Below are 26,549 nucleotides of genomic sequence, written 5' to 3'. Positions count from 1 at the left end.
TACGCCCTGTCGACCTCGATTGGGCCGTGTCGACTTCCAACCCCAAGCGTCGTCTTAGCGCGAGGGCCGGTACGGTGCCAACACACGTCGGCTGGTCATCGGACGCAACTCGATCGGTTCTTCGTGATTGACCGGTCGCAATCCACTGCCCACGGCGCGGTCGGGCTTTTGGGTGAACTGCATCGGCGTCTTGGGCGTGGGGTAAACCGGTTGATAGGTCGGCGTGAGCACGCGGCTCGCACGTTCCAGCATCGGCCGAATGGACCCGTATTGGCGCTGCAGGCGGGCGGCATCCTCTTGGAAGGGATCATCAAGGTCATCCAAGGCGTCAAAGATCGAGCCTTCTTTTGGGGGCTGCTGTGGCGGATCGACCGGGCTCGGCGTGGGGGGCAAATTCGGTCGACTCGGGGGCGACAGATCTGGAGTGCCCAAGGGGGCTGGCGATTCGGCATCCGGCTCGGGCAGGGGCATCGCAGGCCTCTCGGGACGAGGGGTCGGCATCGGTTCGGCTGGAATCGCTGGCGGCGGAGCGAGCGTGGGTGGGGCCGGCGGTTTCGCCGCCGGTGGGACGGCGGGGATGGTTTGTCGGCGCGACGATTGCGGGGGCGCGGGCGATGCCGGCGCGGCAGGCTTGGGGGGAGCAACCTTCGGTGCAGCTTGCTTCGGCGCAGCTTGCTTCGGCGCGGGGGCCAGCGGCGGGACCGTCGGCAATTGCGGCGCCGCGTTGGGCGGTTTGGCCATGGGTTGGGCCGTCGCCGGCGGATCGGGGATCTGCAACATCGGCGGGTGGGTTGATTCCAGGTCCATCATCCAGGGGGCCGAATCGCATCCACCATCGCAGGCATGCGTGGCGCATCCGGCCTCGCAACAACGATCCAGTCCCAGCAGTTTTTCGATACCGCCGGCCACCGTGTCCAGTGTTTGGTAGACCGGGTTCGACGGTCGCCCCGCTTTTCCGCAGCTGCCACAATCGCACAGGCATGGGGTGCGACTGGCGGAGTACGCATTGCTCGGCGTCTCGGCTGCCGACGCGTGGGGCTGGCCCAGCAACGAAAACGCCGAGATTCCAGTCGCAAGGCTGGTCAGCACCAGGGCTTTGCCCGCTTGCCAGCCGTGTCGGCGTGTCCGAGACGACATACGATTCAGGGGGTGAGTCAAAGTCATGGGGATCAACGTCTCTCTTACCAGCCGGAAGCCATTTAGGAATCAGTCCTTCATCGAAAAAGCTTATCGACAAGAGACAACCCGAATGACCAAGAGAATCGGTACGTCCGGTACACAGGCCGCAAGCTGCCTAGATTGACAGCTGCGGATTTTTGAATTTTTTACCGGGTCGGGCGGCGGAACCTGCCCCCGCCGGCGTGGCAATCGGCAGGGTTGAACCGACGCCAATCGCGACGACGACATGCTCTTTGGTGGGTCGCCGGCCCCAAAACCGCGATCTGAGGCGGCTAGGAAAGCATTCGTCGCTGGCTACCGTCTCCAGCGTCGGCCGTGCCCCGATTCGGTCCGTGACGGCCTGTCGCAGGGGCGATTTATTCGGAGCAAAACGCTAGACTGTGGCCGTTGACCGTCCCACTTCCGCTTTGCACTCAGAGACACACGCAGTGAGTTTTGACCCGTTTAGCGTCCGCGACCAATTCGAAACCGGCAGCGGAGCAGCCACCATTTACCGGCTCAGCAAATTGCAAGACGCCGGACTCGGACCGATTGACCGGATGCCCTTCTCGATTCGAGTGTTGCTCGAGTCGGTGTTGCGCAACTGCGATGGATTTTCGGTCAGTGAAGAGGATGTGAAAAACCTCGCCGCCTGGAACGCGACGGCGCCTGCGAAGCAGGAGGTGCCGTTCAAGCCGTACCGCGTCGTGTTGCAGGACTTCACCGGCGTGCCGGCCGTCGTCGACTTGGCGGCCATGCGTTCGGCGATGCAACGGATCGGCGGCGATCCCAACAAGATCAATCCGTTGATCCCGGTCGATCTGGTCATCGACCACAGTGTTCAAGTCGACTTCTTCGGCAGCGAAGCGTCGCTCGGTCAAAACGTTGAAATCGAATTCCAGCGGAATCGTGAACGTTACGAATTTTTGCGTTGGGGCCAGCAAGCGTTCGACAACTTCCGCGTCGTTCCGCCCAACGTCGGCATCGTGCACCAAGTCAACTTGGAATACCTGGCTCACGTCGTGGCGATTCGCGACACCGGGGACGGTCCGGTTGCGATGCCCGACACCCTGGTCGGAACGGACAGTCACACCACGATGATCAACGGCCTGGGCGTGCTCGGCTGGGGCGTCGGCGGAATCGAAGCCGAAGCCAACATGTTGGGCCAACCCTTGTACATGTTGATGCCGGAAGTGATCGGGTTCGAATTGACCGGCAAACTGCCATCGGGTGCGACGGCGACCGACATGGTGCTGCGTGTGGTCGAACTGCTGCGTGCCGAGGGCGTCGTCGGTAAATTTGTCGAATTCTTCGGCACCGGAATGAACGCGATGAGCGTTGCCGACCGGGCGACGATCGCCAACATGGCGCCCGAGTATGGCGCGACGATGGGCTTCTTTCCCGTCGACGACGTGACGCTGACTTATTTGCGTCAAACCGGTCGTTCGGAAGCCGGCGTGCAACTGGTCGAACGCTATTGCAAAGAACAAGGGCTGTTCCGAACCGACGACGGTCCCACCCTGAACTACACCAAGACGCTGTCGCTGGACTTGGGAACCGTTGAACCGAGTTTGGCCGGACCGAAGCGTCCCCAGGATCGGATTTCGCTGTCCAACATGAAATCGGCCTTCAATGAAGCCCTGACCGCGCCGATCGGCAAGACCGGGTTCGGGCTCGATCCGGGCGACCTGGACCACAAGGGCACGATCCAAGACAACGGGCACAGCAGCCAGATCGGACACGGCGCGGTCGTGATCGCCGCCATCACGTCCTGCACCAACACCAGCAACCCGTCGGTGATGATCGGCGCCGGGTTGTTGGCCAAGAAGGCTGCCGAGCGAGGATTGAAAGTCCCGTCGCACGTCAAAACCAGTTTGGCGCCGGGCTCCCGTGTCGTCACCGAGTACTTGGACAAAGCCGGATTGACCGAGCCGCTCAAGACACTCGGTTTCCACACCGTCGGCTACGGCTGCACGACCTGTATCGGCAACAGCGGTCCGTTGCCGGCACCGGTCGCCGAAGCGATCGAGTCGGGTGACCTGGTCGCATCGGCCGTGTTGAGCGGCAACCGTAACTTTGAAGGCCGCGTCAATCCATTGACGCGTGCCAACTATTTGGCGAGCCCGCCGCTGGTGGTCGCCTACGCCCTGGCCGGAACCACGGACATCGACCTGGTCAACGAACCGTTGGGCAAAGACGCCCAAGGCAATGACGTCTTCTTGAAAGAGATTTGGCCGTCGGCCGAAGAGATCCTGGAGACGATCCATACTTCGATCGATCCCGAGATGTTCACCCGTCAGTACAGCGAGGCGGTCGAAGGGAACGAGTTATGGAACGCGATCGATGCCGCCGAAGGCGCGATTTATCCGTGGAGTGAAGACAGCACTTACATCCACCATCCGCCCTTCCTGGATCACGTGACCGGGGATGCGGTTCCGCCGATCGGTCCGATCGAAGGCGCGCGATGCCTGGTGTTGCTGGGCGATTCGGTCACCACCGACCACATCTCCCCGGCCGGTGCGATCGCCTCCGACGGCCCTGCCGGCAGCTTCCTGCAAGAAGTCGGCGTTCCGATCAAAGAATTCAACAGCTTCGGATCACGCCGCGGCAACGACCGCGTGATGGTCCGCGGCACCTTTGCCAACATTCGGATCCGCAACCAACTGGCCCCGGGAACCGAGGGCGGTGTCACCCGCTACCTGCCCAGCGACGAGGTCACCAGCATCTACGACGCGTCGATGCGGTACCAAAAGGAAGGCACCCCGTTGGTCGTCCTGGCCGGTACCGAATACGGAACCGGCAGCAGCCGTGACTGGGCGGCCAAGGGCACGATGCTGCTGGGAGTCAAAGCGGTGATCGCCGCCAGCTACGAACGGATCCACCGTAGCAACCTCGTCGGCATGGGTGTCTTGCCGTTGGAATTCGCCGACGGAAAAACGTGGCAGGCGCTCGGCTTGACCGGCGAAGAAACGTTCTCGATCCCCGACCTGTCCGATGACCTGGAGCCCCGCAGCACCATCGCGGTCACGGCAACCGCCGCCGACGGATCCGTCACCACCTTTGATTGCATCGTGCGGATCGACACCCCGGTCGAACTGCAGTACTACCGCAACGGCGGGATCCTCCCCACCGTCCTCCGAAATCTGGCCCAGGCTTAATTTTTATCAACCATGAGTGACATTCACAGTCAGTACAACGACGTCGAAAAACTGATCGACGACGAGAAGTTCAGCGAAGCGATCGACGGTTTGAACTCGATTCTCCAGGAAGACGATTCGTTTGTGCTCGGGCACCTCGCCCTCGCCCGTGTCTACACCAAGACCGGACAGCACGACGAGGCGATCCGGCACGGCGAGAAGGCGTGTGAGTTGGAGCCGAACGATCCGTTTAACTTCACCGCCATGAGCGTGACCTACCAACGCGCTTGGGCGGGCACTCAGGAACAGCAGTACATTGCCAAAGCCGAAGATGCGATGGCGAAGGCGCAGATGCTGCAATCGCAGTCCTGAGTGACGAGTGGTTCATTGTTGATCACGCGTCACTGGCTGACGGTCTGTTGATGGAGTGAGTCGTGACGCGTAAGCGGCCGGGCATGCTGGCGCCCGCCCGAGGCCTTACGGCCAGCGGCTCACCATGGACTCAGCAGATCCCGATTGAATCAACGAGCGGCGTCAGCAAGCGGCGCGTGGGTGTTTTTTCACACGCGCCACTCGGTTCACTGATCCGACACCACCTGGGTCGTCACCTGCGACCGCGCGCCCTTCGGTTTGCCGCGGCTGACCGCCTCGGCGGTGATCGTAAACGTCTTCGGTTGATTGCAGGTCAACAGGATCAGGTAGTCGATCGATTCAAACGGTCGCAATGTCCCGATGTCTTTTAAATAGATGTAGTTCCCGTTGGGGCTGAACTCGCCGAGTTCGGGGCTCAGCGGTTGTGTGATGCGCACCACCTGAACACCGTCGGGAAGATTGAATCGGATGCTGACGTTGCCGTCTTGCTGCGACGACGGGTTGGTGACGCGCAAGTCATAGCGGATCGGTTGATTGACGAACACGGCCGAGCTGGGCCCCGTGATGGACAGACCCAAGGATTGCGGTTCGGCGGGTTGGCTGGGGGCCGGCCGCGGCGTGGGATCCTGAGCGGGAGCGGGCGGCGTTGGCCGCCCCGGGATCATCGGGGGAGCCGTCGCCGGGGGCAGCGTGCTGGGCGCGGCCGGTGCGGGGGCCGGTTGCCGGATCGCCGATGGCAAGATTTCGAACTGCACTTGTTCGCTCGCCCGTGCGCCTTGCTGTGACTCAACCGCCATCACCACGCTGCTTCTGGGGTTGGTACCGATGACCTGGAAATTCGCTTCCAAGGTTTCGCTGGTTTCGGGTTCCAGACGAGGGATCACCCACTCGATCATGTACCGACCGGCGCGCGGCTCGGACAGGTATTGGTCCGTCGCACCGATCGGACGCAATTGCGGATCATAGGCCATCGTGACCCGAACGTTGTCCAGGGGCACGCTGCCGGTGTTGACGACGATGCCGCGGAACAGCGTTTCGCTGCCGACCGAAGTCCGACTGCGTCCGGAGAGCGTCGCGGTGACCGCGGGCGTCGGTGGCGGCTGATTGATCACCGTCACGCAGGACTCGGTCGTCGCGCGCTGTCCCGCATCCGCGGTCGCTTCCAACTGGATGCAGCGGCGGCCCGGATCGGTCGGAATGAAGGTCACCGCGACCGGCCAAGTCTCACCCGGCTGCAACGGGATGTCTTCTTGCGTGTTCGGGTCTTGCTTGGGTTTGACGACCCGCCGCAGGTTACTGGGCGTGTGCAGCATCGAATCGTCACCGTTGGCGATCAATTGCAGATTCGTGAGCGGGCGGTCACCGGTGTTTCGCACGTCGATGTTGAACGTCACCTCTTCGCCGACCTGATAGCGATCTTTTTCCGGCGCCACGCTCAACACCAGCGAGGGGCGAAAGACGTCGACGGCGACGGATGTCGTCGCCACCAACGGGCCGTCGGCACGGGCTTCAAAGTTCAGTGACAATGAGGATTCGGTGGTGACATTGAGCAACAGATCCAATTCCTGCTGGGGTGGCAGTTCTCCGATCTCCCACACGATCGTGTTGGGCAGGTTTTGGGCGAACGAATCCGTACTCGATGCTTGAACACCCGGCGGGATCTGCATGATCACGCGGACATTGGTTGCGGGTTGATCACCGGGATTGGAAACCGCCGCGGCGGCTTGAAAAGGGATGCCGAAGGAAGCGATCTGAGGCGCGCCGGCGCGAATCGCCAACTGCGGCGCACTCCACGTGACGAAGGTTTCGCCGGTGAACAGCGTCAACGGCGGCATGTTGTCGGTTTCGCCACCGGGGCGAATCACCCGCATCGCGATCGCCGCCGTTCCCGACGTGCCCGGTGTCGGGATCAACTGCACCGTCGCATTTCCGGCGTCGTCCACCGTGGCTTCAACGAAGGAAGATCCGGTCGACGCGAACGATCCGAGTTCGGGTTGCATGATTTCGTAATAAACCTTCCATCCACGCGCCGGCAACATGCCTTCGGAGCGAGTCACCCGCGTCGTCAAGGTGACCGGGGTTCCAGCCGGGACGATTTGCGTCCCCGGAAACTGCCGCGCCGCATCGACCCAATAGATCGTCGCGGTCGCTTTTCGCTGATCCCAACACTCACTTTCCGGCGCCAGCACGGTGACTTTACTGGTCCCTTCGCTGGGGCTGCTGACGGTGATCCACGTTTGTCCCTTTTCGAGTTGGACATCATCGTTGGGATTCAGGTTCCCGCGCGTGATCTTCATGCGTTTGGTACTGGTCACGCCGAACGCATAGGCGGGATCTTGTTTGGATGCCTTTTTGATCCGTGCCAATCGGTGCATCACGCCCGGATCATCGTCACCGACTTGGATAAACGTTCCGACGCTTTCCGGCGTCAGCATCCATTCCAGCGGCTCGCCGACTTGCAAATGCCCTTGGTCGCCACAGATTCCCGACAACAGAACCACTTCGCCTCCGACCGGCGCGACGATCTTCTGGGGCGAGAGCAGGATGCAGCCCCGCTTGCCGCGTTTGGGAAGCCGGCAAAGCTCTCGCATCTGACACTCGTTGCCATACAGAATCGCCGGCGGACCGTTCAAGCAATCCGCCGGGCAGGGGGCGCTCGGAACGCACGGTTCATTGGACGCACCACCGATCGAAGTCAGCGGTGGCGTTGACGTACTGGGCACGGGCGTCAGGCAGGATGGCGGCGCGACCGGTTCGGGGAACGCCGGTTCGGGCAACGAAAACGGACGCGTGTTCAACGGGTCACCGAGTTTTCGAAGGCAGCTCCCCAGTCGGCCTTCACCCGCGGAACCGGGAAGCGCAATCGTGGTCGTCGCCGGCAGTGGATTGAAGATCCGTTGCCCCGTCGGATCAATGGCGGGAAGCCGCAGTCGCGAGCAACCGGCAAACTGCAGCAGCGAGACCATCACCACGATCGCCATCACCCTTACCATCGCACTCACCTCTCTCATCGCGCAGCCATCGCGGGCCGTCGCAAGGGAGGTTGAGTTTGAAAACAGAGCGAACATCGGCTTGAGTCAGTCGCATGCGGGTCGTCGATCCGGGTCTGAGTCCATACAGACCTCGTCCGAGGAACCCTAGCACGCAGTTGGCAGCGATGATGCGAAAATGCAACCTCGTATGATGCGGAAACGCAACGAAGGTGTACCGGTTGTAATCCTTCTGTCGAAAGTTCCAAGTTCCAAGTTCCAAGTTCCAAGTTCCAAGTTCCAAGTTCCAAGTTCCAAGTTCCAAGTTCCAAGTTCCAAGTTCCAAGTTGTTGGAACTCAAACCTGAAACCTGAAACCTGAAACCTGAAACCTGAAACCTGAAACCTGAAACCTGAAAAAAAACGGGACAGATTCCCACGTGGAGAACCTGTCCCTGGTCGGTGCAGCGGAGCGCTTCGCTGCAGTCGACGTTTCAATTCGAGCAGCGAACTCGTCTCGTTGCGATCGGTCTACTCTTCGGAATCGGGGCGCTGGCCTCCACGTCCTCCGCGTCCACCGCGGTCTCCGCCTCTTTGTCCGCCGGGGCCGCCACGACCACCGGGGCCGCCCGCTCCGCCGCGGCCGCCGAATCCGCCACGACCTTGCTGTGCCGGCATTTCAAACGGTTCGCCCTTCATTTCTTCGAAGTCTTTTTTCTGCTCACTGGTCAGCACGCTGACCAGTTTGACTTCCATATCCTTTTGAGCTTCTTCCATCTTTTCCCGCATGTTTTCGCGGTCACCGCCTTGGAACAACTCACGCATCTTGCCCATCATTTCTTCGCGTGCTTCTTCGGATTTCTTGGTCAGTTGTTCTTTCTGGCTGGCCGTCAGTTTCAATTCGGTCGCGACACGCTCATTCATCAGCGCGCCGGCTCGCATCTGCTGGACCTCGATTTGTTGCAGCCGTTCCATTTGCTCTGGCAACAACACCTCTTCGAGTTGCTCGCGGATTTTCTTTTCCCCTTCGGCGACCTTTTTCATGTACGCCTGCAGTTTGGCGACATTTTCTTCGCTGTCGCGATTTTCACGATCAAAATCGCGTGGGAATTCGACGCGTTCGCGGCCCTCGGCGACCTTCTTGACGGCCTCTTCCTGGTCGGGCATCAACTCGATTTCTTCTTGGACTTCTTTGACTTGCAACAGTCCCAGGATAGAACCGCCTCCGCCTCCGCGTCCGCCGAAGCCACCGCCCCCGCCAGGGCCGCCACGAAATCCGCCGCCGCCCGGACGGCCGCCCCCACCCCCCGGTCGGCCACCGCCACCGCGTTGAGCCATTACATCCGTGGCGACCATCGCCAAGATTGCCGCGAACAACAGGGCCATTGGGCCGCTTGTGATCTTCATTGATTTCGATTCCCAGAAATTAACAGAAAGAGAAGTTGGCTGCGGAGGAGTTCCGCCGTGCATTGAAGCCGTACACCGCCCCGCGACGTTTTTCCGATAACCGCCGAGGCGATCGATGGATTTCGTCGAGAGTTACCCTGTTCAAACCACGCCGATGCGGCAGGGTTTCACGAAAGATCGAGTTTTTTGCCAAAAAAGAGAGGCAAAAAACGATGCGTCCCGAAACGTGCGGCCAGAAACTTCCGGCCAGTGCGAGCTTCGCTGCTACGGCTTCACCACCGGATTGCTCCGCAATTCACGCTGGGCCCGCTGCAAAAATTGCATCGCGTCGATCGGAGTCATCGAATTCAGGTCCAGACGTTGCACCTGACTGAGCACCGGATGGTCGGAAAATCCGAACAGCGTCAACTGGTAAGACCCGCCGCTGCGGTCGCTGTGTCCTTGGGGCGGAGCGATCGAGGGCCGGTCGAGCGCGTCTCGGTGGTCGATTTCCAATTGCGCCAGCACGTCTTTGGCACGCTCGTTGACCTCGCTGGGCACGCCGGCCAGCCGGGCGACGTGGATCCCATAACTCTTGTCCGCGCCGCCGGGAATGATCCGGTGCAAAAACACAACTTCGTCATTCCATTCTTTGACGGCCACGTTCAAATTCGACACCCGCGGAAGCGACTCTTCCAACTGAGTCAGTTCGTGGTAGTGGGTGGCAAACAGCGTCCGGCAACCGATCTGCTCGTGCAAGTGCTCGGTGATCGCCCAGGCCAGCGAAAGCCCATCATAGGTGCTCGTTCCGCGGCCGATTTCGTCCAGGATCACCAGCGATCGAGACGTGGCGGTGTTGAGAATCCGCGCCGTTTCGACCATTTCGACCATGAACGTACTCTGCCCACGGCTCAGTTCATCGCTGGCGCCCACGCGTGCAAAGATCCGGTCGGCGATCCCGATCAAGGCGGATTCGGCGGGGACATAGGACCCGGCCTGGGCCAACAAGGTGATCAAGGCGACTTGGCGGATGTAGGTGCTCTTGCCCGACATGTTGGGACCGGTGATCAGCAGGATCATCCCGGTCTCGGGCGCGTGGACACAGTCGTTGGGGACAAATTCGCCCTGGGGTAACGTCACATCCAACACCGGGTGCCGGCCCGCTTCGATTCGCAACACCGAATCGTCGGTCATCTCCGGACGCACCCAATTTCGCTGTGCCGCCAGTTCGGCCAGGGCCGCCAGGACATCCAACTCCGCCATCGCAACGGCGACTTCCTGCAACGTCGCCAAATGATGGTGGGTTCGCGTCCGCAAGTTGTGGAAGATCAATTGTTCCCGCGCTGCGGCTTTTTCATCTGCGGCCAGGACTTTCTCTTCGTACTCTTTCAACTCCGGCGTGATGTAACGCTCGCAGTTCTTCAGCGTTTGTTTGCGAATGAAATCATCGGGCACCTTGTCCTTGTGGGCGTTGGTGACTTCTAAGTAATACCCGAAGACCTTGTTGTAGCCGACTTTCAAGTTGGGAATGCCGGTCACGTCCATCTGACGCTGTTGGTATTCCAGAATCCATTGTTTTCCGCCTGCAGCCAACTCGCGCAGCGAATCGAGTTCGGGGTCGAATCCCTTGCGGACGAAGTTTCCGTCGGCGGCGTTGAGCGGGCACTCATCGGCCAACGCCGATTCCAGTTCACTGCGCAGCTCGGGGCACAGATGCAAATGCGATTCCAGGTGCACGATCCGCTTGGGAGTCCGTCCGGCCAGCTTGGCTTTCAACGTCGGCAATCCGGCCAGCGTTCGTGAGACTTGCTGCAGATCCCGCGGCCCCGTCCGACCGGTGGCGATTCGCGCCAACAGTCGGGTGATGTCATAGGTCTGTTTCAGGATCGAACGCACTTCGGTGCGGAGGGACGCCTGGGAAAAGAACTCTTCGACTGCATCGTGTCGCAGGCAGATCGCATCAAGATCGACCAGTGGCGCGGCGATCCAATCGGCCAGCATCCGCGACCCGGCCGACGTGCAAGTTAAATCGATGGCATCGACCAGTGATCCGGCACGTGACGACGTTCGCAGTGTGCGAGTGATCTCCAGACTTCGTCGCGTCGATGCATCGATTTCCAGCACGCCGCTGCGGTGATGCGCCGAAATCGATCGAAAATGATCCAGCCCGCCGGGTTGGGTTTCTTGCAGATAGGTCAGTGCCGCGCCGGCCGCCCGAATCGCCGCGGTGTCATCGTCACGAAAGCCGAACCCTTCGAGCGAACCGACCGAAAACTGCTTGCACAGCAACTCGACCGAGGCGTCTTCGGCAAAGCTCCATGCCGGCCGCGCCGTCCAGGACCAAGGGGCGGTCGAATCCGGCGAGAATTTGGCGTCGTCTTCTCGGTAAATCACCTCCGCCGGACCGATCCGCGCCAATTCGTCTTCGACCCGTGACATCGGGAACACTCCAGCGCAGAACCGCCCGCTGGACAATTCCGCCCAAGCGATTCCCGCGACCGGCTCATCGGTTTGCTTCTTGCCTTTTCGTGGCGTGTGCAACACCACCGCGGCCAAATAATTTGCTTCCCGCGGATCCAGCAGATCGTCATCGGTCAGGGTGCCTGCGCTGACCAGGCGGGTGATTTCTCGTTTGACCAGCCCCTTGGCTTGTTTGGGGTCTTCAACCTGTTCACAAACCGCGGCGCGGAATCCCGCTTGGATCAATTTGCAGAGGTACGAATCGAGCTGGTGATGGGGGAACCCCGCCATCGCCGTCGGATTGGCACTATCTTTGTCGCGGCTGGTCAGGGTCAGCCCGAGGACACGAGCGGCCGTCTTGGCATCCTCCAAAAATAGTTCATAGAAGTCGCCCATGCGAAAAAGCAGCAATGCGTCGCCGCAAGCCGCCTTCGCCTCGTGGTACTGTTTCATCATCGGAGTCATGGCGGAAATCGTACCCGTCGGGGACGTCGATTAACAGCCTGCCAGCGGCAAACTTCGCGACGTTTCCCCCGTGACACGCCACCCGGATTCCGGTCAGCGAAACTCTGCGGGACAGGGGCGCCGTGAACGATCTTTTAGCGGCAGGGCGCGAGCGGGCCGGTGTGTTGGCAATAACAAGGAACCGGAGAGCTTGTGGCTGTCGATTGAGTGGAATGGGTCGAGGCAATGGTGAGCCGCTGGCCGTAAGGCCTCGGGCGCGCGCCTGGATGCCCGGCCGCTTACGCGTCGCGGCTCACTCAATCGACACCCCGCTTGCGCCCTGCCGTCGCCTTGTTCCCTGGCTCTGCCAGGGAACACGAGGTCGCAGAGGCTCCGCCTCGCGAGTGAAGAAGTGACGAAACCCTCCCTTTGAAGGGAGGGTCGCGGAGGAGTTTACGCTCGGAGCGGGGAGGGTTGTTGCTTGGGTCGCCCATCTAGAGTGAAGTGAACGCCGTGATTCACCGGTCGACCTCCCCTCGCTTCGCTCGACCCTCCTGCCAGGAGGGTGACTTCGTCTTGTTCCCTGGCTCTGCCAGGGAATAAGTCGGGCCAGCCCCTCAACCGCGTTTGGGGCGAGGGATCTTGCTGCGGCCGCCGGTCCCCTTGGTCCCCTTGCGTCGTCCGCGTTGACTTTGTCGACCCGTCGCACTGGACGGCTTGTCCTCTTCGACTTCCGCCAACGGTTTGCCGATGTTTTCTTTCAGCTGCAAGACTCGGTCCCGCAGCTGTGCGGCGCGCTCAAACTCCAAGTCCTCCGCCGCCGATAACATTTCTCGCTCGAGCGCTTCGACGAATTCGAGCGTGATGTAGGTCGTTTCGGATTCCTCTTGCGCCTTGGCGATCGTTTTTCGTCGCTTGGCCGCGTCGGTCTCGATTCCCGCTTTGATCTTCTTCCGCACCGTTTCGGGCGTGATCCCGTGTTCTTCGTTGTACGCCTGTTGAATCGCGCGGCGCCGTTCGGTTTCACCGATCGCCAATCGCATCGACTCGGTCACCTTGTCGGCATACAAGATCACTTTGCTGTTGGCGTTGCGAGCCGCCCGGCCGATGGTTTGAATCAAGCTCGTTTCGCTGCGCAAAAAACCTTCTTTGTCGGCGTCCAGAATCGCGACCAAGGAGACTTCCGGCAGGTCCAAGCCTTCGCGAAGCAGGTTGACGCCGACGAGACAATCAAAATGCCCGGCCCGTAACTCTTGCAACAGATCCACACGCTCGAATGCATTGAGTTCGCTGTGCAGCCAACGACAGCGAACGTTTTGTTCTTGGAAAAAGTTCGCCAAGTCCTCGGCCAACCGTTTCGTCAACGCAGTGACCAGCACCCGCTCGTCTCGTTCGGCACGGATGCGAATTTCGTTGATCAAGTGATTGACTTGCCCGCGCGCCGAAACGACTTCGACCTCCGGATCCAACAGTCCCGTCGGGCGAATGATTTGTTCGACCACCTCGCCCCCGGTGCGTTCCAATTCGTAATCGCTTGGTGTCGCACTGACGAAACAGATCTGACCGGTCCGTTCTTCCCACTCCTCGAACTTCAGCGGCCGGTTGTCCAGCGCGCTCGGTAGCCGAAACCCGTGATCGACCAGCGTCAGCTTTCTGCTGCGATCGCCGGCGTACATCGCGCGGACCTGGGGCACGGTGACGTGGGATTCGTCGACGAAGGTGATGAAGTCATCGGGAAAGAATTCGTACAACGTGTCCGGCGACGAACCCGGTTCTTTTCCCGACAGTGGACGCGAGTAGTTTTCGATGCCGGGGCAATGGCCCACTTCGGCCAGCATCTCTAGATCAAATCGCGTTCGGGCGGACAGACGCTGCGCTTCGAGCAACTTGCCTTGCTTTTGAAACAATTCCAATTGATGTTTCAGTTCCGCGCGGATCACGCTGATCGCCCGTTTGATGCGGTCGTCGGGCATCACAAAGTGTTTCGCCGGGTAGACGAAAACTTGCGAGAGCGTTTTGACGGTTTCGCCGGAGACGGGTTTGATGATCGAAATCTGCTCGATCTGGTCCCCCCACATCTCGATCCGATACGCGAACTCTTCGTAACTGGGCCACAGTTCGATGCTGTCGCCACGCACACGAAACTTGCCGCGTTCAAACGCCATGTCATTGCGTTCGTACAACACGTCGACCAGTTTCAACAGCAAATGATCGCGGCGAATCGATTCGCCCCGCGTCAGACTGACGACCAGTTGTTTGTAGTCCTCGGGTGACCCCAGGCCATAGATGCTGCTGACCGAGGCGACGATCACGACGTCGCGTCGGCTGACCAGGCTGCTGGTGGTGGCCAATCGCAGTCGATCGATTTCTTCGTTGATCGAGGCGTCTTTTTCGATATAGACGTCGCGCTGGGGGATGTAGGCTTCGGGTTGATAATAATCGTAGTAGCTGACGAAATAATGAACCGCGTTCTCGGGAAAGAACTCCTTGAACTCGCTGTACAGTTGGGCGGCCAGCGTCTTGTTGTGGCTGAGCACCAGCGCCGGGCGGCCGACGTTGGCGATCACGTTGGCCATGGAGAAGGTTTTCCCGGTTCCGGTCGCACCGAGTAATACCTGGGCCGACGCCCCGGAATTGAACCCCTTGGTCAGCTGCTCGATCGCCGCAGGCTGGTCACCGGCCGGAGGAAAAGGCTGGTTGAGGTGAAACTCGGCGCGGGGCAGCTCTGCGGCGGTCTGCAGTTCTGTTTGTTCGTCCATCCTGATCGTCACCGGGGTTGTCGCCAAAGGGGTCGTTTCACGTCGAATTATCACCCAGACGGGGAGACGACCCAAGGCCACATCAACCAGGGGGGCGTTGTAATCGGCAAGATCGCTACTGCAGCGCCGTTCTGCCGGATCGACGCGGCGCCGCGACAATTTGGCTCGAAAATGAAATCGACGACGACGATGACGAGCGAAAACAGGTTGTTTCCCCCGGCTGAAGCAATCGATTCGGAAACAAACCAAGGACCAAGGAAGGGTCTGTATGGACGATTGGTCTTCGCTGGACAATCTGTCGGAACTCGGCTCCACCGCATTGGCGAGCGAAATCCAACGCCGGCATTTCGGCCAGGCAGCCCTGGCAGCCGGCGTCTTTCCGTTGAGCCTGTTCAATTGGGGAGGAAAACCGAAGCAAGATTGTCCGATGAACACGATTCGCGAAAAGCGTTTCGACACCCTTGTGGCCATCATGGCCGCGCAAATCGACGCGCTGTGGTGCGGACGCCAAGGCGACAGCGCCTGTCAGGTCGCCAAGGATTTGCTGCGGTACGCCGATCACCTGCCCCACCGGATGCAGTTGGGGATCAGCGTCGCGCTGCTGTGGCTGGATGTCTACAGCGTCAAACACACCGCGAAGCGGTTGAAACACCACACGCCCGAGGGAGTGCGACGGGTTCTCAATCAAGGTGAAACCCCACGCCGACCCGGGGCACCGCCGTTGATCGTGTGGGACGAAGATCACCTGTTGCACATGGCGGTCAGCGGATTGGCGATGCTGGGGCGATTGGTGATTCACTCACGCGGTCCCGGCCGCCGGCTGATCGGATTGGGCTGGAGCAAAAAATGCGAAAGCGTTTCGAATCTGGTCTCATTGCCTGCGCCCCCGTTGGCCGACCTGGGCCGGCACTACGATGTCGTCATCATCGGCAGCGGCGCCGGCGGCGCGACCGCGGCCACACGATTGACGGCGCAAGGCCGAAAGGTCTTGATTTTGGATTGCGGGGATTTCGTCAGCCCCGATGCGCTGGTTCAACGCGTTCGCGACTCTGACGGAAACGTGCGGTTGGCACCGCCGCGAAGTGATGAAGTGCTCGCCCGACTCTACAAAGACGCCGGCGGCCAGATCAGTGGCGGGCTTGGCAATGTCGATTCCAAAATGGAATTGGTTCTGCCCCACCTGCGAAAAAAAATCCCGCCACGACAAACCATCAACGTCTGCCAGGCCAAGGTCTTCGGCGGCGGGCCGTACGTGAACAACGCCATTCACCTGCCGATTTCGCGGGAGATCTACGAAACGAAGTGGGCCGGGCGACAACCAGAGGGACTCGGCTACGATCAGCTCGCGCAGCTGATGGAGGGCATCAACCAGGAACTCGGCGTCAACACGGAGGTCACCGAATCGCAAATCAGCGACCGCAGCATGCGCTTCGCCGAAGGCTGCCGAGCGATCGGTGAAGAAGTTCAGCCGTTGCCGGTCGCCATGCGCACGCAATGTTTGGGATGTGGAAGCGACAACTCGGTCGATAGCTTCGGCGATCACATCGGCGGGCTGCATCCGTACGCTCCGGGTGGCGCCAATAGTTTCCTCGTCCAAGCGATGCACAACCCCGAGCCCGCGCGGGTTTCTTATCGGACCGAAGCGACACAGATTCGTGTCCAGGCCGATGACACCGGCCAACCCGTTGTCACGGGCGTCGATGTCACGCGTGTTGAACACGACGGCTGTCGCACCCGCGCGACGGTCACCGCAGACCAATACGTCGTTGCCGCCGGAATCGGCCCGACGACCAAGTTGATCGCCCAGGGTTTGAAATCCGCCGGCTATCGGAACCGACACCTCGGACAACGATTCACCGCAAACGTCGGCACGGCGGTGTATGCGATGTTTGACAAACCGATTTGGCCGTCCGACTCCGAACGCCCCGAACCCGGTGTCACGCAGTGTTTCCTGGTGGACCGGCGGATGGTCGAACGAGACGGCCGGATCGTGGAAGAGCCGACGCTGGAAAACTGGTTCCATTTTCCCGGCACCGTCGCGCTGGCATTGACCGGATGGTTCCAGGAATTCGCTTGCACGATGCGCCGGTTCAATCACCTTTCGATGGCCGGCATCGTCGTGCCGACTCAAGTCAGACCGTGCAATTCGATCGACGCCTGCGGGAACATCAACCTGTCGCTGGACTGTGACGAATTTGAAATTCTGTTGCTGGGCATCCGGCGAATCGCAAGGATCTATTTCGCCGCCGCCACGCCCGATGACGGAGTCACGTTGCATCTGCCGACCAAGGCGATGATGCTGCGGGGCGGACGCCCGTTGCGGATTCGTGACATGAACGATTTGGATTGGGCCATCAGCGAGATCCGACGACGCGGTCCGGCGTTCATCAATCTGTTGACCACACACGGCCAAGGTGGCGCGTCGATCGGAGACGTGGTCGATCCGCAATCCTTCCTTGTCAAAACGGATGGTGGCCGGCAAGTTGCGAACCTGGCCGTCGCCGATGCGTCCCTCTTTCCGGCAGGTTGTGAAATCAATCCGCAGCTGACGCTCAAGGCCCTGGCCACGGTCGCAGCCGAACAGGTGATCCGGCGGACGGCCTGAACGAGTGCTTTGCCACCGCGGCAAAGTGGCGTAAGCTTCCGGCATTGCGAATGCGCGGCGGCTGGGGATGGCAAGCAAGATGCTTACCCCACGGGGGATGGCGAGCAAGATGCTTACCCCACGGCTGATCATGGCATTCAAGATGTTCCATCGTGAAGCCTTTCTATGAATTCTCTTTCCGACCGACTCGCGCGACGCTTGCCATTTTTTTATGGCTATTTGATGCTGCCGATCGCGATGTTGATGCAGCTGGGGACCAGCCCGGGGCAGACGTTTGCGGTCAGCGCTTTCACCCCGTCGCTGCTGGCCAGTTTGGACTTGACGCAAAGCCGGCTCGGTTTGGCGTACATGTTGGGCACACTGTTTGCGGCCGTTCCGTTGACGTTTGTCGGCCCCGCGGCCGATCGCCACGGACTGAAACGCGTCGCGTCGATCGTCATCGTCGGCCTGGCGCTGGCTTGCCTGTTCGCGTCCAGCGTCAGCGGGTTTTATGGTTTGCTGGCCGCGTTCTTTTTGCTGCGTTTTCTCGGTCAAGGCTCGCTGACACTGTTGTCCGGCAACACGACGGCGATGTGGTTTCGCAACCGCATCGGACGCGTCTCGGCGGTGCTCAGCATCGGTTCGGCGGTCGCGTTTGCGTGGGTTCCCGATTGGCTTGCGAGTGCCATCGAAGCGATCGGATGGCGGTCGACGTATCAGTCGCTGGCGGCCGTGCTCGTCCTGACGCTGCTACCGCTGGTCCTGTTGCTCTATCGCAATCGGCCGGAAGACCTCGGGCAGTTCGTCGATGGACATGCCGGCCGCTTGTCACTCGGGCACGCCACCGAGACGTCTGATTCAATGGAAGTCGAGCTGGAAACCGAAGCGGAGATTGAAGAGGACCCCGAGTCGCTCAGCCTGGCTCAGGCGGCGCGGACGGGGTCGTACCACATTCTCGGCCTGTCCAACGTGATTTGGGCGATGGCCGGTACCGGTGTTTTGTTTTATTTGTTCACACTGTGCGAGCAGCGCGAGATGCCGTCGGACACCGCCAGCGGATTGTTCAAAATCCTCGGCATGACGATGCTGGCGATGCAACTGGGCGGAGGCGTGCTGGCGGATTTTTTGAAACTGAACCGATTGCTCGGGCTGGGCACCGCAATGGTCGCCGGTTCGTTGATCTGGCTGTATCTGGATCCTTCGGTGCGTGGCGCCCAGGTATTTGCGGGTCTGTTCGGCGGCGGTCAAGGGATGCTGATCTCGGTCAGTGGTGTTGCCTGGGTGCGTTATTATGGTCGCCAACACTTGGGCAGCATTCGTGGAGCGGTTTGGTGTGGCACCGTCGCCGGCAGTGGTTGCGGTCCGTTGATCATGGGTTGGGTCAACGATGCCACGGGCAGCTATGACCAAGCGATTCTCTGCTTCGCGGCGGCCATGATGCCGCTGGCGATCGCGGCCTGGTTCATCCGCCCACCCCAGCCGGTGACGGCCCGTTGAGTCGAAGCCCGCATGCGTCAGCAAGGGGCCAGACGCAACGCTGTGACGCAATTTTTTAGCGGCAGGGCGCGAGCGGGCTGTCGATTTAGTCGGGGTCTGCTGCGTTAATGGTGAGCCGTTGGCCGTAAGGCCTCGGGCAACGTTGGAGTGCCCGGCCGCTTACGCGTCGCGGCTCACAAAACCGACAGCCCGCGAGCCCTCCGGTCGCGCTTCAAAAACACCCGGAAAACCGGAGGGCTCGCGCCCTGCCGCTAACAAAAAAACACCCCGCTTGGCGTCAAAGTAAGTGGCATTGGGCTAACATCCTCGCGCGGATTGAGGAACATCCTGCCAGCCTCCGCCGCCCCCGGCGCGTTGGGGATCGACTATTCTATTGGGCTTCCGATCCATTTCCCTTCCACCCCCCCTCCTTGTTCCCAACGGATTTCTGACATGTCAACGAACCGTCGTCAATTCATCCAAACCGCCGCCGCTGGTTCGGCCGCCGCCGCAACGGTTGCCGGGCTGCCCTTCGAAGCACCGGTGGTCGCCCAAGACAGTTCCTCCAAGTTGCGTCTGGCATCGATCGGCGTCGGCGGTTCGCGGGGACGCTACAATCGAGGCGGTCAGATTGCCCGCCAGGCGGCGAAGTTCGCCGAGATGATCGCGGTCTGTGACGTCGATGATCGCCACACCGAAGAATTCAATCAAGCGTTCGGCGGCAAACTGGCCAAGTACCGCGACTATCGCGAGATGCTGGAAAAGGAAAAGCCCCAAGTCGTGACCATCGGGACGCCCGACCATTGGCACGTCCCGATCGCGATTGCGGCACTCCGCAGCGGCGCAGACGTGTACTGTGAAAAACCGCTCACGTTGACGATCGACGAAGGCAAACAGATTCGCGCGGTCGTTGAAGAAACCGGTCGCGTGTTTCAGGTCGGGACACAACAACGCAGCAACAAGAACCTGTTCTTGATGGCGATCGCCATGGTGCACACCGGACGACTCGGCGACAACGTCAACGCCTATGTCGCCATCGGCGGTGCTCCGGGGGACGGCCCGTTCGAATCCACCGACGCCCCCGACGATTTGGACTGGAACCTGTGGGTCGGGCCGGCACCGGACGCGGAGTACTGCGAAGAGCGACGACGGATGTTCCGGTGGTACTTCGAGTACTCCGGCGGCAAGATGACCGACTGGGGCGCCCACCACATCGACATCGCGCAGTGGGCTCTGGCGCCGGGAGAAGACGGACCGACGCGAATCAAAGGGACCGGCCAATTCCCCGAATCGGTTCCCAGCGATTTGGATTGGGCCGCTTTCCTGGATGGCGACATCGCGTTGCCCAACGCGTACAACACCGCGACCAAATTCAGCATCGATTTGAAGTACGACAACGGCTCGCTGATCAGCGTAAACGACCACTACAAACGTGACGGTGAAAACGTTGATTTTCCCAATGGGATCCTGTTCGAAGGCGACAAGGGACGGATCTTCGTCAACCGTGGAAAACTGCAAGGTTCGCCCGTCGACAACTTGACCGACAGCGACAAAGCCGAGCTGAATGACTACATCGTCGAACTGTGCAACGGCAAGACGCCCGGCAGCCACATGGGTAACTTCTTTGAGTGCATCGGCGATCGCGGCAAACCGATCTCGGACGTCTGGTCCCATCACCGCACGATGACCTCCTGTCACCTGTGCAACATCGCCTTGATGACCGGTCGCGAGCTGACTTGGGATCCCAAGCAAGAAGTGTTCGTCGGCGATGATGAAGCCAACAAGCTTCTCGGCCGCAAGTCGCGAGATTTCTCGACCGTCGGCTGATCCCCGCCGAGAAGGCGTCAGGCGTTGAAATCGATTCGCTTCGTTTCGCCGCCCGCCCGCAGCATCGCGTAGCTCCATTCGGCGGTGACGGTGTCGCCGCTGTCGGCAAACTCGCGAATCAACCAGCCGCGTTTGGCCGCCGGTGAATCTGCCGGCGGCGAGCGGCGTCGTCGCTCGATGCGTTCCAACGCGATCAACGCCAGCGATGGATTGGTCGCGGCGAGCTTTTGGAAATAGCCGTCCGGCGACAACTCGTGGTACCGCAAGTCGGTCTTCTTTCTCTCCAGCCACTGAGCCCCTTGCCCTAGTTGATCAATCATCCATCGTTTGCTCAACCAATCCACTCGGCCCAGCGCCGGCGTCACGTTCCGCGAGTCACGCCGAAATGCGGAAACGACGTTGACCAGATCCGACCAACGCTCGATGACCAACGCGGCTTCGCCCCGATCGCGAATCGGGGTCTCGTCGACAAACCGTTTTGCGGCTTTGAGATATCGGCGTTGAATTTCCAGGGCGCTCAACCGACCGCGACTGGTCATCACACGACGCACCAGATTCCAGTCCGAGGCGATGTCGTGCAAGGCAGTGATCGGACGCGAAATCGTGACAAACTCGTTCGTCGCTCCGGATTCAATCATGTCCAACACCAACGAGACCGAACCGAATTTCACGTACTCGGCCAACTCGGAAAGATTGGAATCGGATAATCCGATCTGAAATCGTTGCCGCCGGGCGAACATCGCCTTGGTCGATCCCAATGACAGAAACGATCGCTCGCAAAATTGTGCCAGCCAATGGCCGTAAACATAAATCGGTCGTTCACCGCGATAACCGCCCATGTCTGCAACCACATCGATTGCCATCGCTTTGGGACTCAGCCGATAACATCCGTCTTCATCCAAATCTCCGGCGCCGCAGAGTGCGACGCGGGAAACCAGCAGTGCGGTCAAGTACTTTCGCTGCCTTCGAAACGCAACGTGGCGGACGACAAACCGCAACACGATCACGGTCGGCAGATGGATGCCGCGGAGTAACCCCATGAACATCGCCTTGGCCCAAGTCGGCAATGTTTCAAACAGGATGGCGGCCGATGGAGCGTTTCCCGATGCATCCGGGGCGGCCGACGGTTCGTCTGCATCGAGCGTTGGTTTCCGTCGAAACCGAATCAGGAAGATAAACGCAAACGCGCACGCAAGCACCGGCAACGAGATCACCACGCTGATCAGTTGAAGCATCCACAACAACGCGATGCAGAAGCGGTAAACGCAAAGCCAAACGCCGCTGGCCACGACCGCTTCATAGTTCTCTTGGCAACCGTAAACGTGACCCAACGCGTCGGTGCTGTTCTTCAAAATCCGCACGTCCCATTGCCCGGCCGCCTCTTCCGCTGCGCCGGCAACCAGTTCATCAATGGAGCATTGGCAAGCGAGCAATTCATCCGGGCTGGTCACTTCCGGTGTCGCGATTTCGATCAAGCCACCTGGCAGTGCGTGCAGTGAAGGATGCGTTTCAAACGTCACCGCACCACCGCTGGCCAGAAACATCTGGTCTCGATCAAAGACACCGGGGACGGTGGGCTGATTGCGACCGATCGCCGCGCAGATCTGGGTGTAGATCTCTGTGGAACTCGGCAGATCCGCCGTGATCCGCTGGGGCTGGTTCAAAATCAGCGTCGCATACTCGGTTTCCATTCCCAGCAGTCGCGACACCAGTCGTCGCGCCGGGACGCGCCGACGAGAAGAGGATGCCTTCACCAATCACTCCCAGCCGAGGTAACGCATCGGCAATTGCCCGTCGATTGCCACGGCATGATTGTAACGGATTGGAGATCCCGGCGCGAACGAGAAGCCGCCTGCTGGACGGGGGGGGGCGCTTCCAGGCGTTTGTCGCAACCGAACCATCGGCTAGTGCTTCGTCAACTTTTATTCTTAGGGTACCGCGGAAAAGGGGTCAGGTACCAAAAATGCGAAGCACCCTGCGGGCCATTGGGTTTTTGGTGCCTGACCCCTTTTCCGCTCGACAAACGCAGGCTCGAAAATTGAAAGCTGACAAAGCACTAGCGGTCTTGCGCTTTACCAGCGAAGACCGAATCGTTCGCCGCCGGTGTCACGGTTGTTCCCGCCCTTGAGCGGCCCTTCGTGAGTGGGTTTAACGGCCACTTCGCGTTGGGGTTCCTCGACCTCTTCTTGCTTCGGTTTGGAATCCTCGGCGATCTGTTGTGCCGCTTTGATCGACAACCCGATCTTTTGGCTGTCGCGGTCGAACGACAGGATCTTCACGTCGACTTCTTGGCCTTCGCTGACAAACGCATCGACTTTGGAAACTCGATGGTGCGCGAGTTCGCTGACGTGCACCAAGCCTTCGACGCCGGCCGTCAAGCGGACGAAACAGCCGAACGACGCGATCCGCGAAACCGTGCCCTTGTGAACGCTGCCGATCGCGAATTCCGCTTCGGCGGTGTCCCAAGGATTTTCCAACAGGTCGCGATAGGACAGCGAGATCTTACCGGTTTCCTTGTTGACCGATTCCAGTTTGACCTTCACCTTTTGGCCGACTTCCAACACCTCACTGGGATGCTTGACGCGATCCCAGCTGAGCTTGCTGACGTGGATCAACCCGTCGAGTGCGCCGAGATCGACAAAGGCGCCGAAATCCTTGACGCTGCGAACCACGCCTTCCATCACATCGCCGGGTTCGATTTCGGCGAGTTGCTCGGCGCGTTTTTGTTCGCGTTCGCGTTCCAAGATCGCCCGACGGCTGAGCACCAAATTACCGCGACGCTCATTGGCCTCGGTGACCAGACACACAAATTTCTGGTCGACGAATTCGCTGGCGTCTTCCACGCGGTATTCGGCGATCTGGCTGATCGGCATGAAACCACGAACGCCCCCGACCTTGCACTCCAAGCCACCGGTGTTGTGACCGGTCACGACGGCTTCCACGACCGAGCCCTCTTCCAAATCGCTCCAGTCGGCGACGTCGATCGTCGATCCCGGCAACGAGCACATGTACAAGCCATCGTCGCGGTTGAATCCACGCACCATGACTTCCACGGCACTGCCCACGGCCGGTTCGACGTCTTTAAATTGCTCAAACGGAATCACCCCCTCGTCGGGGCCGCCCAGCGCGATGTACACGCTGTCTTGGTGGATCTTCAGCACCTGTCCCGAGATCCGTGTGCCCTCGGCCAAGGCTTCTTTGCGATCCGACATGCCCGCCGAACCACTCAACATCGATTCGATGTCCGCAGCGGCCAGCTCTGCGTCCAGTTCCGCCTGCAGGTCGTCGCTCAGGCCGGCACGCAAGGAGGGTACGGCGACACGCTGCGGTTTCTGGGACGCCGGAGCCGCGGCGGCGGGCGTTTCTTTGTCACCCGTGATCCGCGGTCGAGGCGGCTTTTTCTTCTTGTTCGGTTTGCCGGCTTTCTTTTCCACCGCTTCGAGTTGCTCGGTCGACACGCTCGGAGAGGCCGGCTTGGCGATCCCCAAGCCCCGGGAGGCGAGCGGTCCCGAACCGCCGCGGGCCGGTTGGCCTGCCTCGGTGGGTGCGGTCGCCTCGGCGGGTGCGGTCGCCTCGGCGGGTGCGGTCGCTTCGGCGGGTGCGGTTGCTTCGGCGGGCGCGGTGGCCTCGGCGGGCGATTCAGCCGGCGCCGAAGCTGCGGGTGGCGCCGCCGGTTCGGCCGGCGTGGAGGCAATGTCGGTGGCAGGTTCGTCCGTCACAGGCTGTGGTTCGTTGCTCATCGAAACAATCGACGTGGGGAAAAGTGAATGGGGTCGATCCGGCAGTCTAGCACCCCGAAAACATTGTCGGTAGTCTTCACCCCAGGTTTGTCCGCTTCTGATGGAGAACAACGCCAGATGCCCGAATTTACCGATTTTGCTCAATCGCTCAGTCAGTCCTTCTCAACCGAACTTCAATCCGCGATCCAGGCCGCACCGCTGCCCCCGCTCGGGGATGGTACGCTGCAGAAACCCCTGTTGACGCTATTGTCCGGTGGAATCGGCGATCATTTGATCGATGTCCCCGCCGCGCGTCAGATGGAAGTGATGAGCGGATTGTGGCTCGTCGCCGGTGACATTCACCGTAGCCATTCGATCAGCCAAGACCTCGGTAGCCCCGAAGGCAGTTTCCTGCACGGCATCATGCATCGGCGTGAGGGCGATTTCGGCAATTCGAAATACTGGTTCCGCCGAGTCGGCTCGCATTGCGTGTTCGATCAAATCAACACCGAAACCGACGGTCACTACGCCGACCCGTTCGAGTTTGTCGATCAGTGTCAGCAAGCTCTCGCCGGCGGATCCGACGAAGCGGTCGACCAATGCGTCGCTTCGCAGTGGATCGAATGGCAAGCATTGATGATGTATCTGGTGCAATAGCCATCACGATCTTCATCGTCGCGGCGTGCCGCAAACATGGCGTTCTAGGGCTGACCCGAACGGGTTTTCAAACCGCTCAACGTCAGCGGACGTTTCGCAGCCGTCTTGGAGACCGACACAAAGATGCCGACCGTGGGCGATTCGCCGATCGACGTCACCCCGATCGTTCCCGTCTGAATCCGGTCGCCCGAGTCGACAAACCACTGCAGCGTATCGGGCTGCTTGGCATCTCGCCAAACCGATAGCGTTGTGGTTGTGTCGGACGTCGTGAGTTTGTCCACCGGATCGCGGCGAGACGCCTCGCCACGGTCGCGGGCGAACACTTCAACGCCTTGCTTGACCGATCGCAGCCCGATCCGAATCCCGTCGACTTCGAAACCGACCTGTGTTCCCCCCGGCATCCCTGCCGATAGCGAGGAGGTGAGTGCCAGCGCCGACCCGGCGGTCAGCTTGAATTGCTTGTCGGACAGCTGGTAGGACTGCGGACCCTTGATCGACTTCAAACGGAGTTCTCCGTCGGTCGTTTCGAACCAGTCAAAACCCTGCTCCGATTCGAAGCGATCGGCCAACTGTGCCGGGAACGCGTCGACTGGGCTGAGTCCCTGAAGCGACATGAGCGCCTCGGAGGACTCGGTGAGTTTCTTTCCAGGCCCGATCGACAAACCGCCCAGCGGCCGAAATTCTCCGGGACTGCGCGGCGTTGCTTCGGACGGCATCGCGCGTTCCTCCGGTTGCTTGGCGATGTCCGAAAGCACTTCGCCAAACTTGTCACCGAGGCCCGCCCCGAGCCCGCTGCCCGTCTCTCGTCGTTTCGCAATCGGAGATCGGCTCCTGGGGACCGACACACCAGAACGCGTGGCTTGTTGGCTCGCCTTTCTCGTCCGCCTCGCCGTCCCCTCTCGCCCGCCGGAACCCGACTTCTGGTCCTGATCGGCGACATCGTTCGTGGCGGTCGTGGTCAACGAGGATTCACGGACCGGTGACTCCCGTTGCGACGGACGCGCTTCGGCCGCACGCCTGCCGCCGGGATTTCGATTGACCCAAAAAACGATTGCCACAACCGTCAACAAGACCGCCGCACTGATCCCGTGGTATTTCCAGTCGCTCGCCTTTGTCCGTGGCCGCGGCACCGTCGACTCGCGGCGCTGCGACGATTCGGATGCGACCGCAGCGGCTGGTTCGATCGCGACCGGCGTCGAAGCCCCGGGTGTCGCGTTGGTCGCGGCGCCCGATCGCAAGGATTCGTCATACGCCGATCGTGATTCGCCGCTCAGCAACGTGCGCCGGGCAATCGCCACCTGGCCCAGCATTTCCTGGACGATCTTTCGCCGCGGACCGGCCGCGATCTGATGCAGATAGGCACTCCGCGACTTCGCTGCCGATTCGATCAACGTCTCGTCGGACTCGAAGTCGTAGAGGCCCAACAGGGCATAGTGATTCGGAGGCAATCGGTCCGCCGGAATTTCCAGCCACTCTTGGTACAACGCATTCAGGTCCGCGGGATCGGGAATCGGCATCGCAGGAATAAAACAGAAGAGGAGGTTTGGAGAGCCCCTTTTATACCACGAAGCCGCACGTGTTCGGCGGCGAAATCTCGCCTGA

14 protein-coding genes are annotated in these 26,549 nt (G+C 60.6%); 6 read left to right on the top strand and 8 right to left on the bottom strand.

Annotated elements, in window-relative coordinates:
• Positions 1–54: 54 nt before the first annotated feature.
• Positions 55–1,137: a hypothetical protein gene (locus Enr13x_RS19215; protein ID WP_145388563.1), complete on the bottom strand. Its 1,083-nt coding sequence runs from the start codon at positions 1,135–1,137 to the stop codon at positions 55–57.
• 470 nt (positions 1,138–1,607) lie between these two features.
• Between Enr13x_RS19215 and acnA the strand changes: the two genes are divergently transcribed.
• Entirely contained in the window at positions 1,608–4,316 is a 2,709-nt protein-coding gene (gene acnA, locus Enr13x_RS19210) for an aconitate hydratase AcnA (RefSeq protein WP_145388562.1), read from the top strand.
• Positions 4,317–4,328: 12 nt separating this feature from the next.
• The gene (locus Enr13x_RS19205) at positions 4,329–4,667 is read left to right on the top strand and encodes a tetratricopeptide repeat protein (RefSeq protein WP_145388561.1); all 339 of its coding nucleotides are present in this window, start codon (positions 4,329–4,331) and stop codon (positions 4,665–4,667) included.
• Between the two features lie 206 nt (positions 4,668–4,873).
• Here the strand turns inward: Enr13x_RS19205 and Enr13x_RS19200 are convergent, their stop codons facing one another.
• The 4 genes from Enr13x_RS19200 to uvrB all read right to left on the bottom strand — a co-directional run bounded on the left by Enr13x_RS19200 (position 4,874) and on the right by uvrB (position 14,684).
• Entirely contained in the window at positions 4,874–7,660 is a 2,787-nt protein-coding gene (locus Enr13x_RS19200) for a DUF11 domain-containing protein (protein WP_197455191.1), read from the bottom strand.
• A 506-nt stretch (positions 7,661–8,166) separates the two neighbouring features.
• The gene (locus tag Enr13x_RS38085; protein ID WP_197455190.1) at positions 8,167–9,042 is read right to left on the bottom strand and encodes a hypothetical protein; all 876 of its coding nucleotides are present in this window, start codon (positions 9,040–9,042) and stop codon (positions 8,167–8,169) included.
• Between the two features lie 264 nt (positions 9,043–9,306).
• Positions 9,307–11,946: a DNA mismatch repair protein MutS gene (gene mutS / locus Enr13x_RS19180; protein ID WP_145388558.1), complete on the bottom strand. Its 2,640-nt coding sequence runs from the start codon at positions 11,944–11,946 to the stop codon at positions 9,307–9,309.
• Positions 11,947–12,542: 596 nt separating this feature from the next.
• Complete coding sequence (gene uvrB / locus Enr13x_RS19175; protein WP_145388557.1) at positions 12,543–14,684, bottom strand: excinuclease ABC subunit UvrB; 2,142 nt, start codon at positions 14,682–14,684, stop codon at positions 12,543–12,545.
• Between the two features lie 268 nt (positions 14,685–14,952).
• Between uvrB and Enr13x_RS19170 the strand changes: the two genes are divergently transcribed.
• The 3 genes from Enr13x_RS19170 to Enr13x_RS19160 all read left to right on the top strand — a co-directional run bounded on the left by Enr13x_RS19170 (position 14,953) and on the right by Enr13x_RS19160 (position 20,571).
• Entirely contained in the window at positions 14,953–17,289 is a 2,337-nt protein-coding gene (locus tag Enr13x_RS19170) for a GMC family oxidoreductase N-terminal domain-containing protein (protein ID WP_145388556.1), read from the top strand.
• 165 nt (positions 17,290–17,454) lie between these two features.
• Positions 17,455–18,765, top strand: a complete 1,311-nt coding sequence (locus tag Enr13x_RS19165; RefSeq protein ID WP_145388555.1) for an MFS transporter — start codon at positions 17,455–17,457, stop codon at positions 18,763–18,765.
• 432 nt (positions 18,766–19,197) lie between these two features.
• Positions 19,198–20,571 carry a Gfo/Idh/MocA family protein gene (locus tag Enr13x_RS19160; protein ID WP_145388554.1) on the top strand — a complete coding sequence of 458 codons (1,374 nt, stop codon included), beginning with the start codon at positions 19,198–19,200 and terminating at the stop codon, positions 20,569–20,571.
• 17 nt (positions 20,572–20,588) lie between these two features.
• On the opposite strand, the gene Enr13x_RS19155 is transcribed toward Enr13x_RS19160, so the two are convergent.
• Positions 20,589–22,325: a proteasome accessory factor PafA2 family protein gene (locus Enr13x_RS19155; protein WP_145388553.1), complete on the bottom strand. Its 1,737-nt coding sequence runs from the start codon at positions 22,323–22,325 to the stop codon at positions 20,589–20,591.
• A 318-nt stretch (positions 22,326–22,643) separates the two neighbouring features.
• Positions 22,644–24,311 (bottom strand): 30S ribosomal protein S1, encoded by a 1,668-nt coding sequence (locus Enr13x_RS19150; protein WP_145388552.1) that lies wholly within the window; start codon positions 24,309–24,311, stop codon positions 22,644–22,646.
• Between the two features lie 117 nt (positions 24,312–24,428).
• Here Enr13x_RS19150 and Enr13x_RS19145 point away from each other — a divergent pair, with 117 nt between their 5' ends.
• Positions 24,429–24,947, top strand: a complete 519-nt coding sequence (locus Enr13x_RS19145) for a hypothetical protein (RefSeq protein ID WP_145388551.1) — start codon at positions 24,429–24,431, stop codon at positions 24,945–24,947.
• 44 nt (positions 24,948–24,991) lie between these two features.
• Here the strand turns inward: Enr13x_RS19145 and Enr13x_RS19140 are convergent, their stop codons facing one another.
• Positions 24,992–26,464 carry a DUF3681 domain-containing protein gene (locus Enr13x_RS19140; RefSeq protein WP_145388550.1) on the bottom strand — a complete coding sequence of 491 codons (1,473 nt, stop codon included), beginning with the start codon at positions 26,462–26,464 and terminating at the stop codon, positions 24,992–24,994.
• Positions 26,465–26,549: the final 85 nt, after the last annotated feature.

The sequence above is a fragment of the Stieleria neptunia genome (assembly GCF_007754155.1).
GTDB classification, from domain to species: Bacteria; Planctomycetota; Planctomycetia; order Pirellulales; family Pirellulaceae; genus Stieleria; species Stieleria neptunia.
This window is presented reverse-complemented; position numbering and strand designations above follow the sequence as displayed.

Coding starts and splice junctions, on each gene's coding strand:
- Enr13x_RS19215 (WP_145388563.1), bottom strand. CDS start 1,137: ATGTCGTCTCGGACACGCCGACACGGCTGGCAAGCGGGCAAAGCCCTG.
- Enr13x_RS19205 (WP_145388561.1), top strand. CDS start 4,329: ATGAGTGACATTCACAGTCAGTACAACGACGTCGAAAAACTGATCGAC.
- Enr13x_RS19200 (WP_197455191.1), bottom strand. CDS start 7,660: ATGGTAAGGGTGATGGCGATCGTGGTGATGGTCTCGCTGCTGCAGTTT.
- Enr13x_RS38085 (WP_197455190.1), bottom strand. CDS start 9,042: ATGAAGATCACAAGCGGCCCAATGGCCCTGTTGTTCGCGGCAATCTTG.
- mutS (WP_145388558.1), bottom strand. CDS start 11,946: ATGACTCCGATGATGAAACAGTACCACGAGGCGAAGGCGGCTTGCGGC.
- uvrB (WP_145388557.1), bottom strand. CDS start 14,684: ATGGACGAACAAACAGAACTGCAGACCGCCGCAGAGCTGCCCCGCGCC.
- Enr13x_RS19170 (WP_145388556.1), top strand. CDS start 14,953: ATGGACGATTGGTCTTCGCTGGACAATCTGTCGGAACTCGGCTCCACC.
- Enr13x_RS19165 (WP_145388555.1), top strand. CDS start 17,455: ATGAATTCTCTTTCCGACCGACTCGCGCGACGCTTGCCATTTTTTTAT.
- Enr13x_RS19160 (WP_145388554.1), top strand. CDS start 19,198: ATGTCAACGAACCGTCGTCAATTCATCCAAACCGCCGCCGCTGGTTCG.
- Enr13x_RS19150 (WP_145388552.1), bottom strand. CDS start 24,311: ATGAGCAACGAACCACAGCCTGTGACGGACGAACCTGCCACCGACATT.
- Enr13x_RS19145 (WP_145388551.1), top strand. CDS start 24,429: ATGCCCGAATTTACCGATTTTGCTCAATCGCTCAGTCAGTCCTTCTCA.
- Enr13x_RS19140 (WP_145388550.1), bottom strand. CDS start 26,464: ATGCCGATTCCCGATCCCGCGGACCTGAATGCGTTGTACCAAGAGTGG.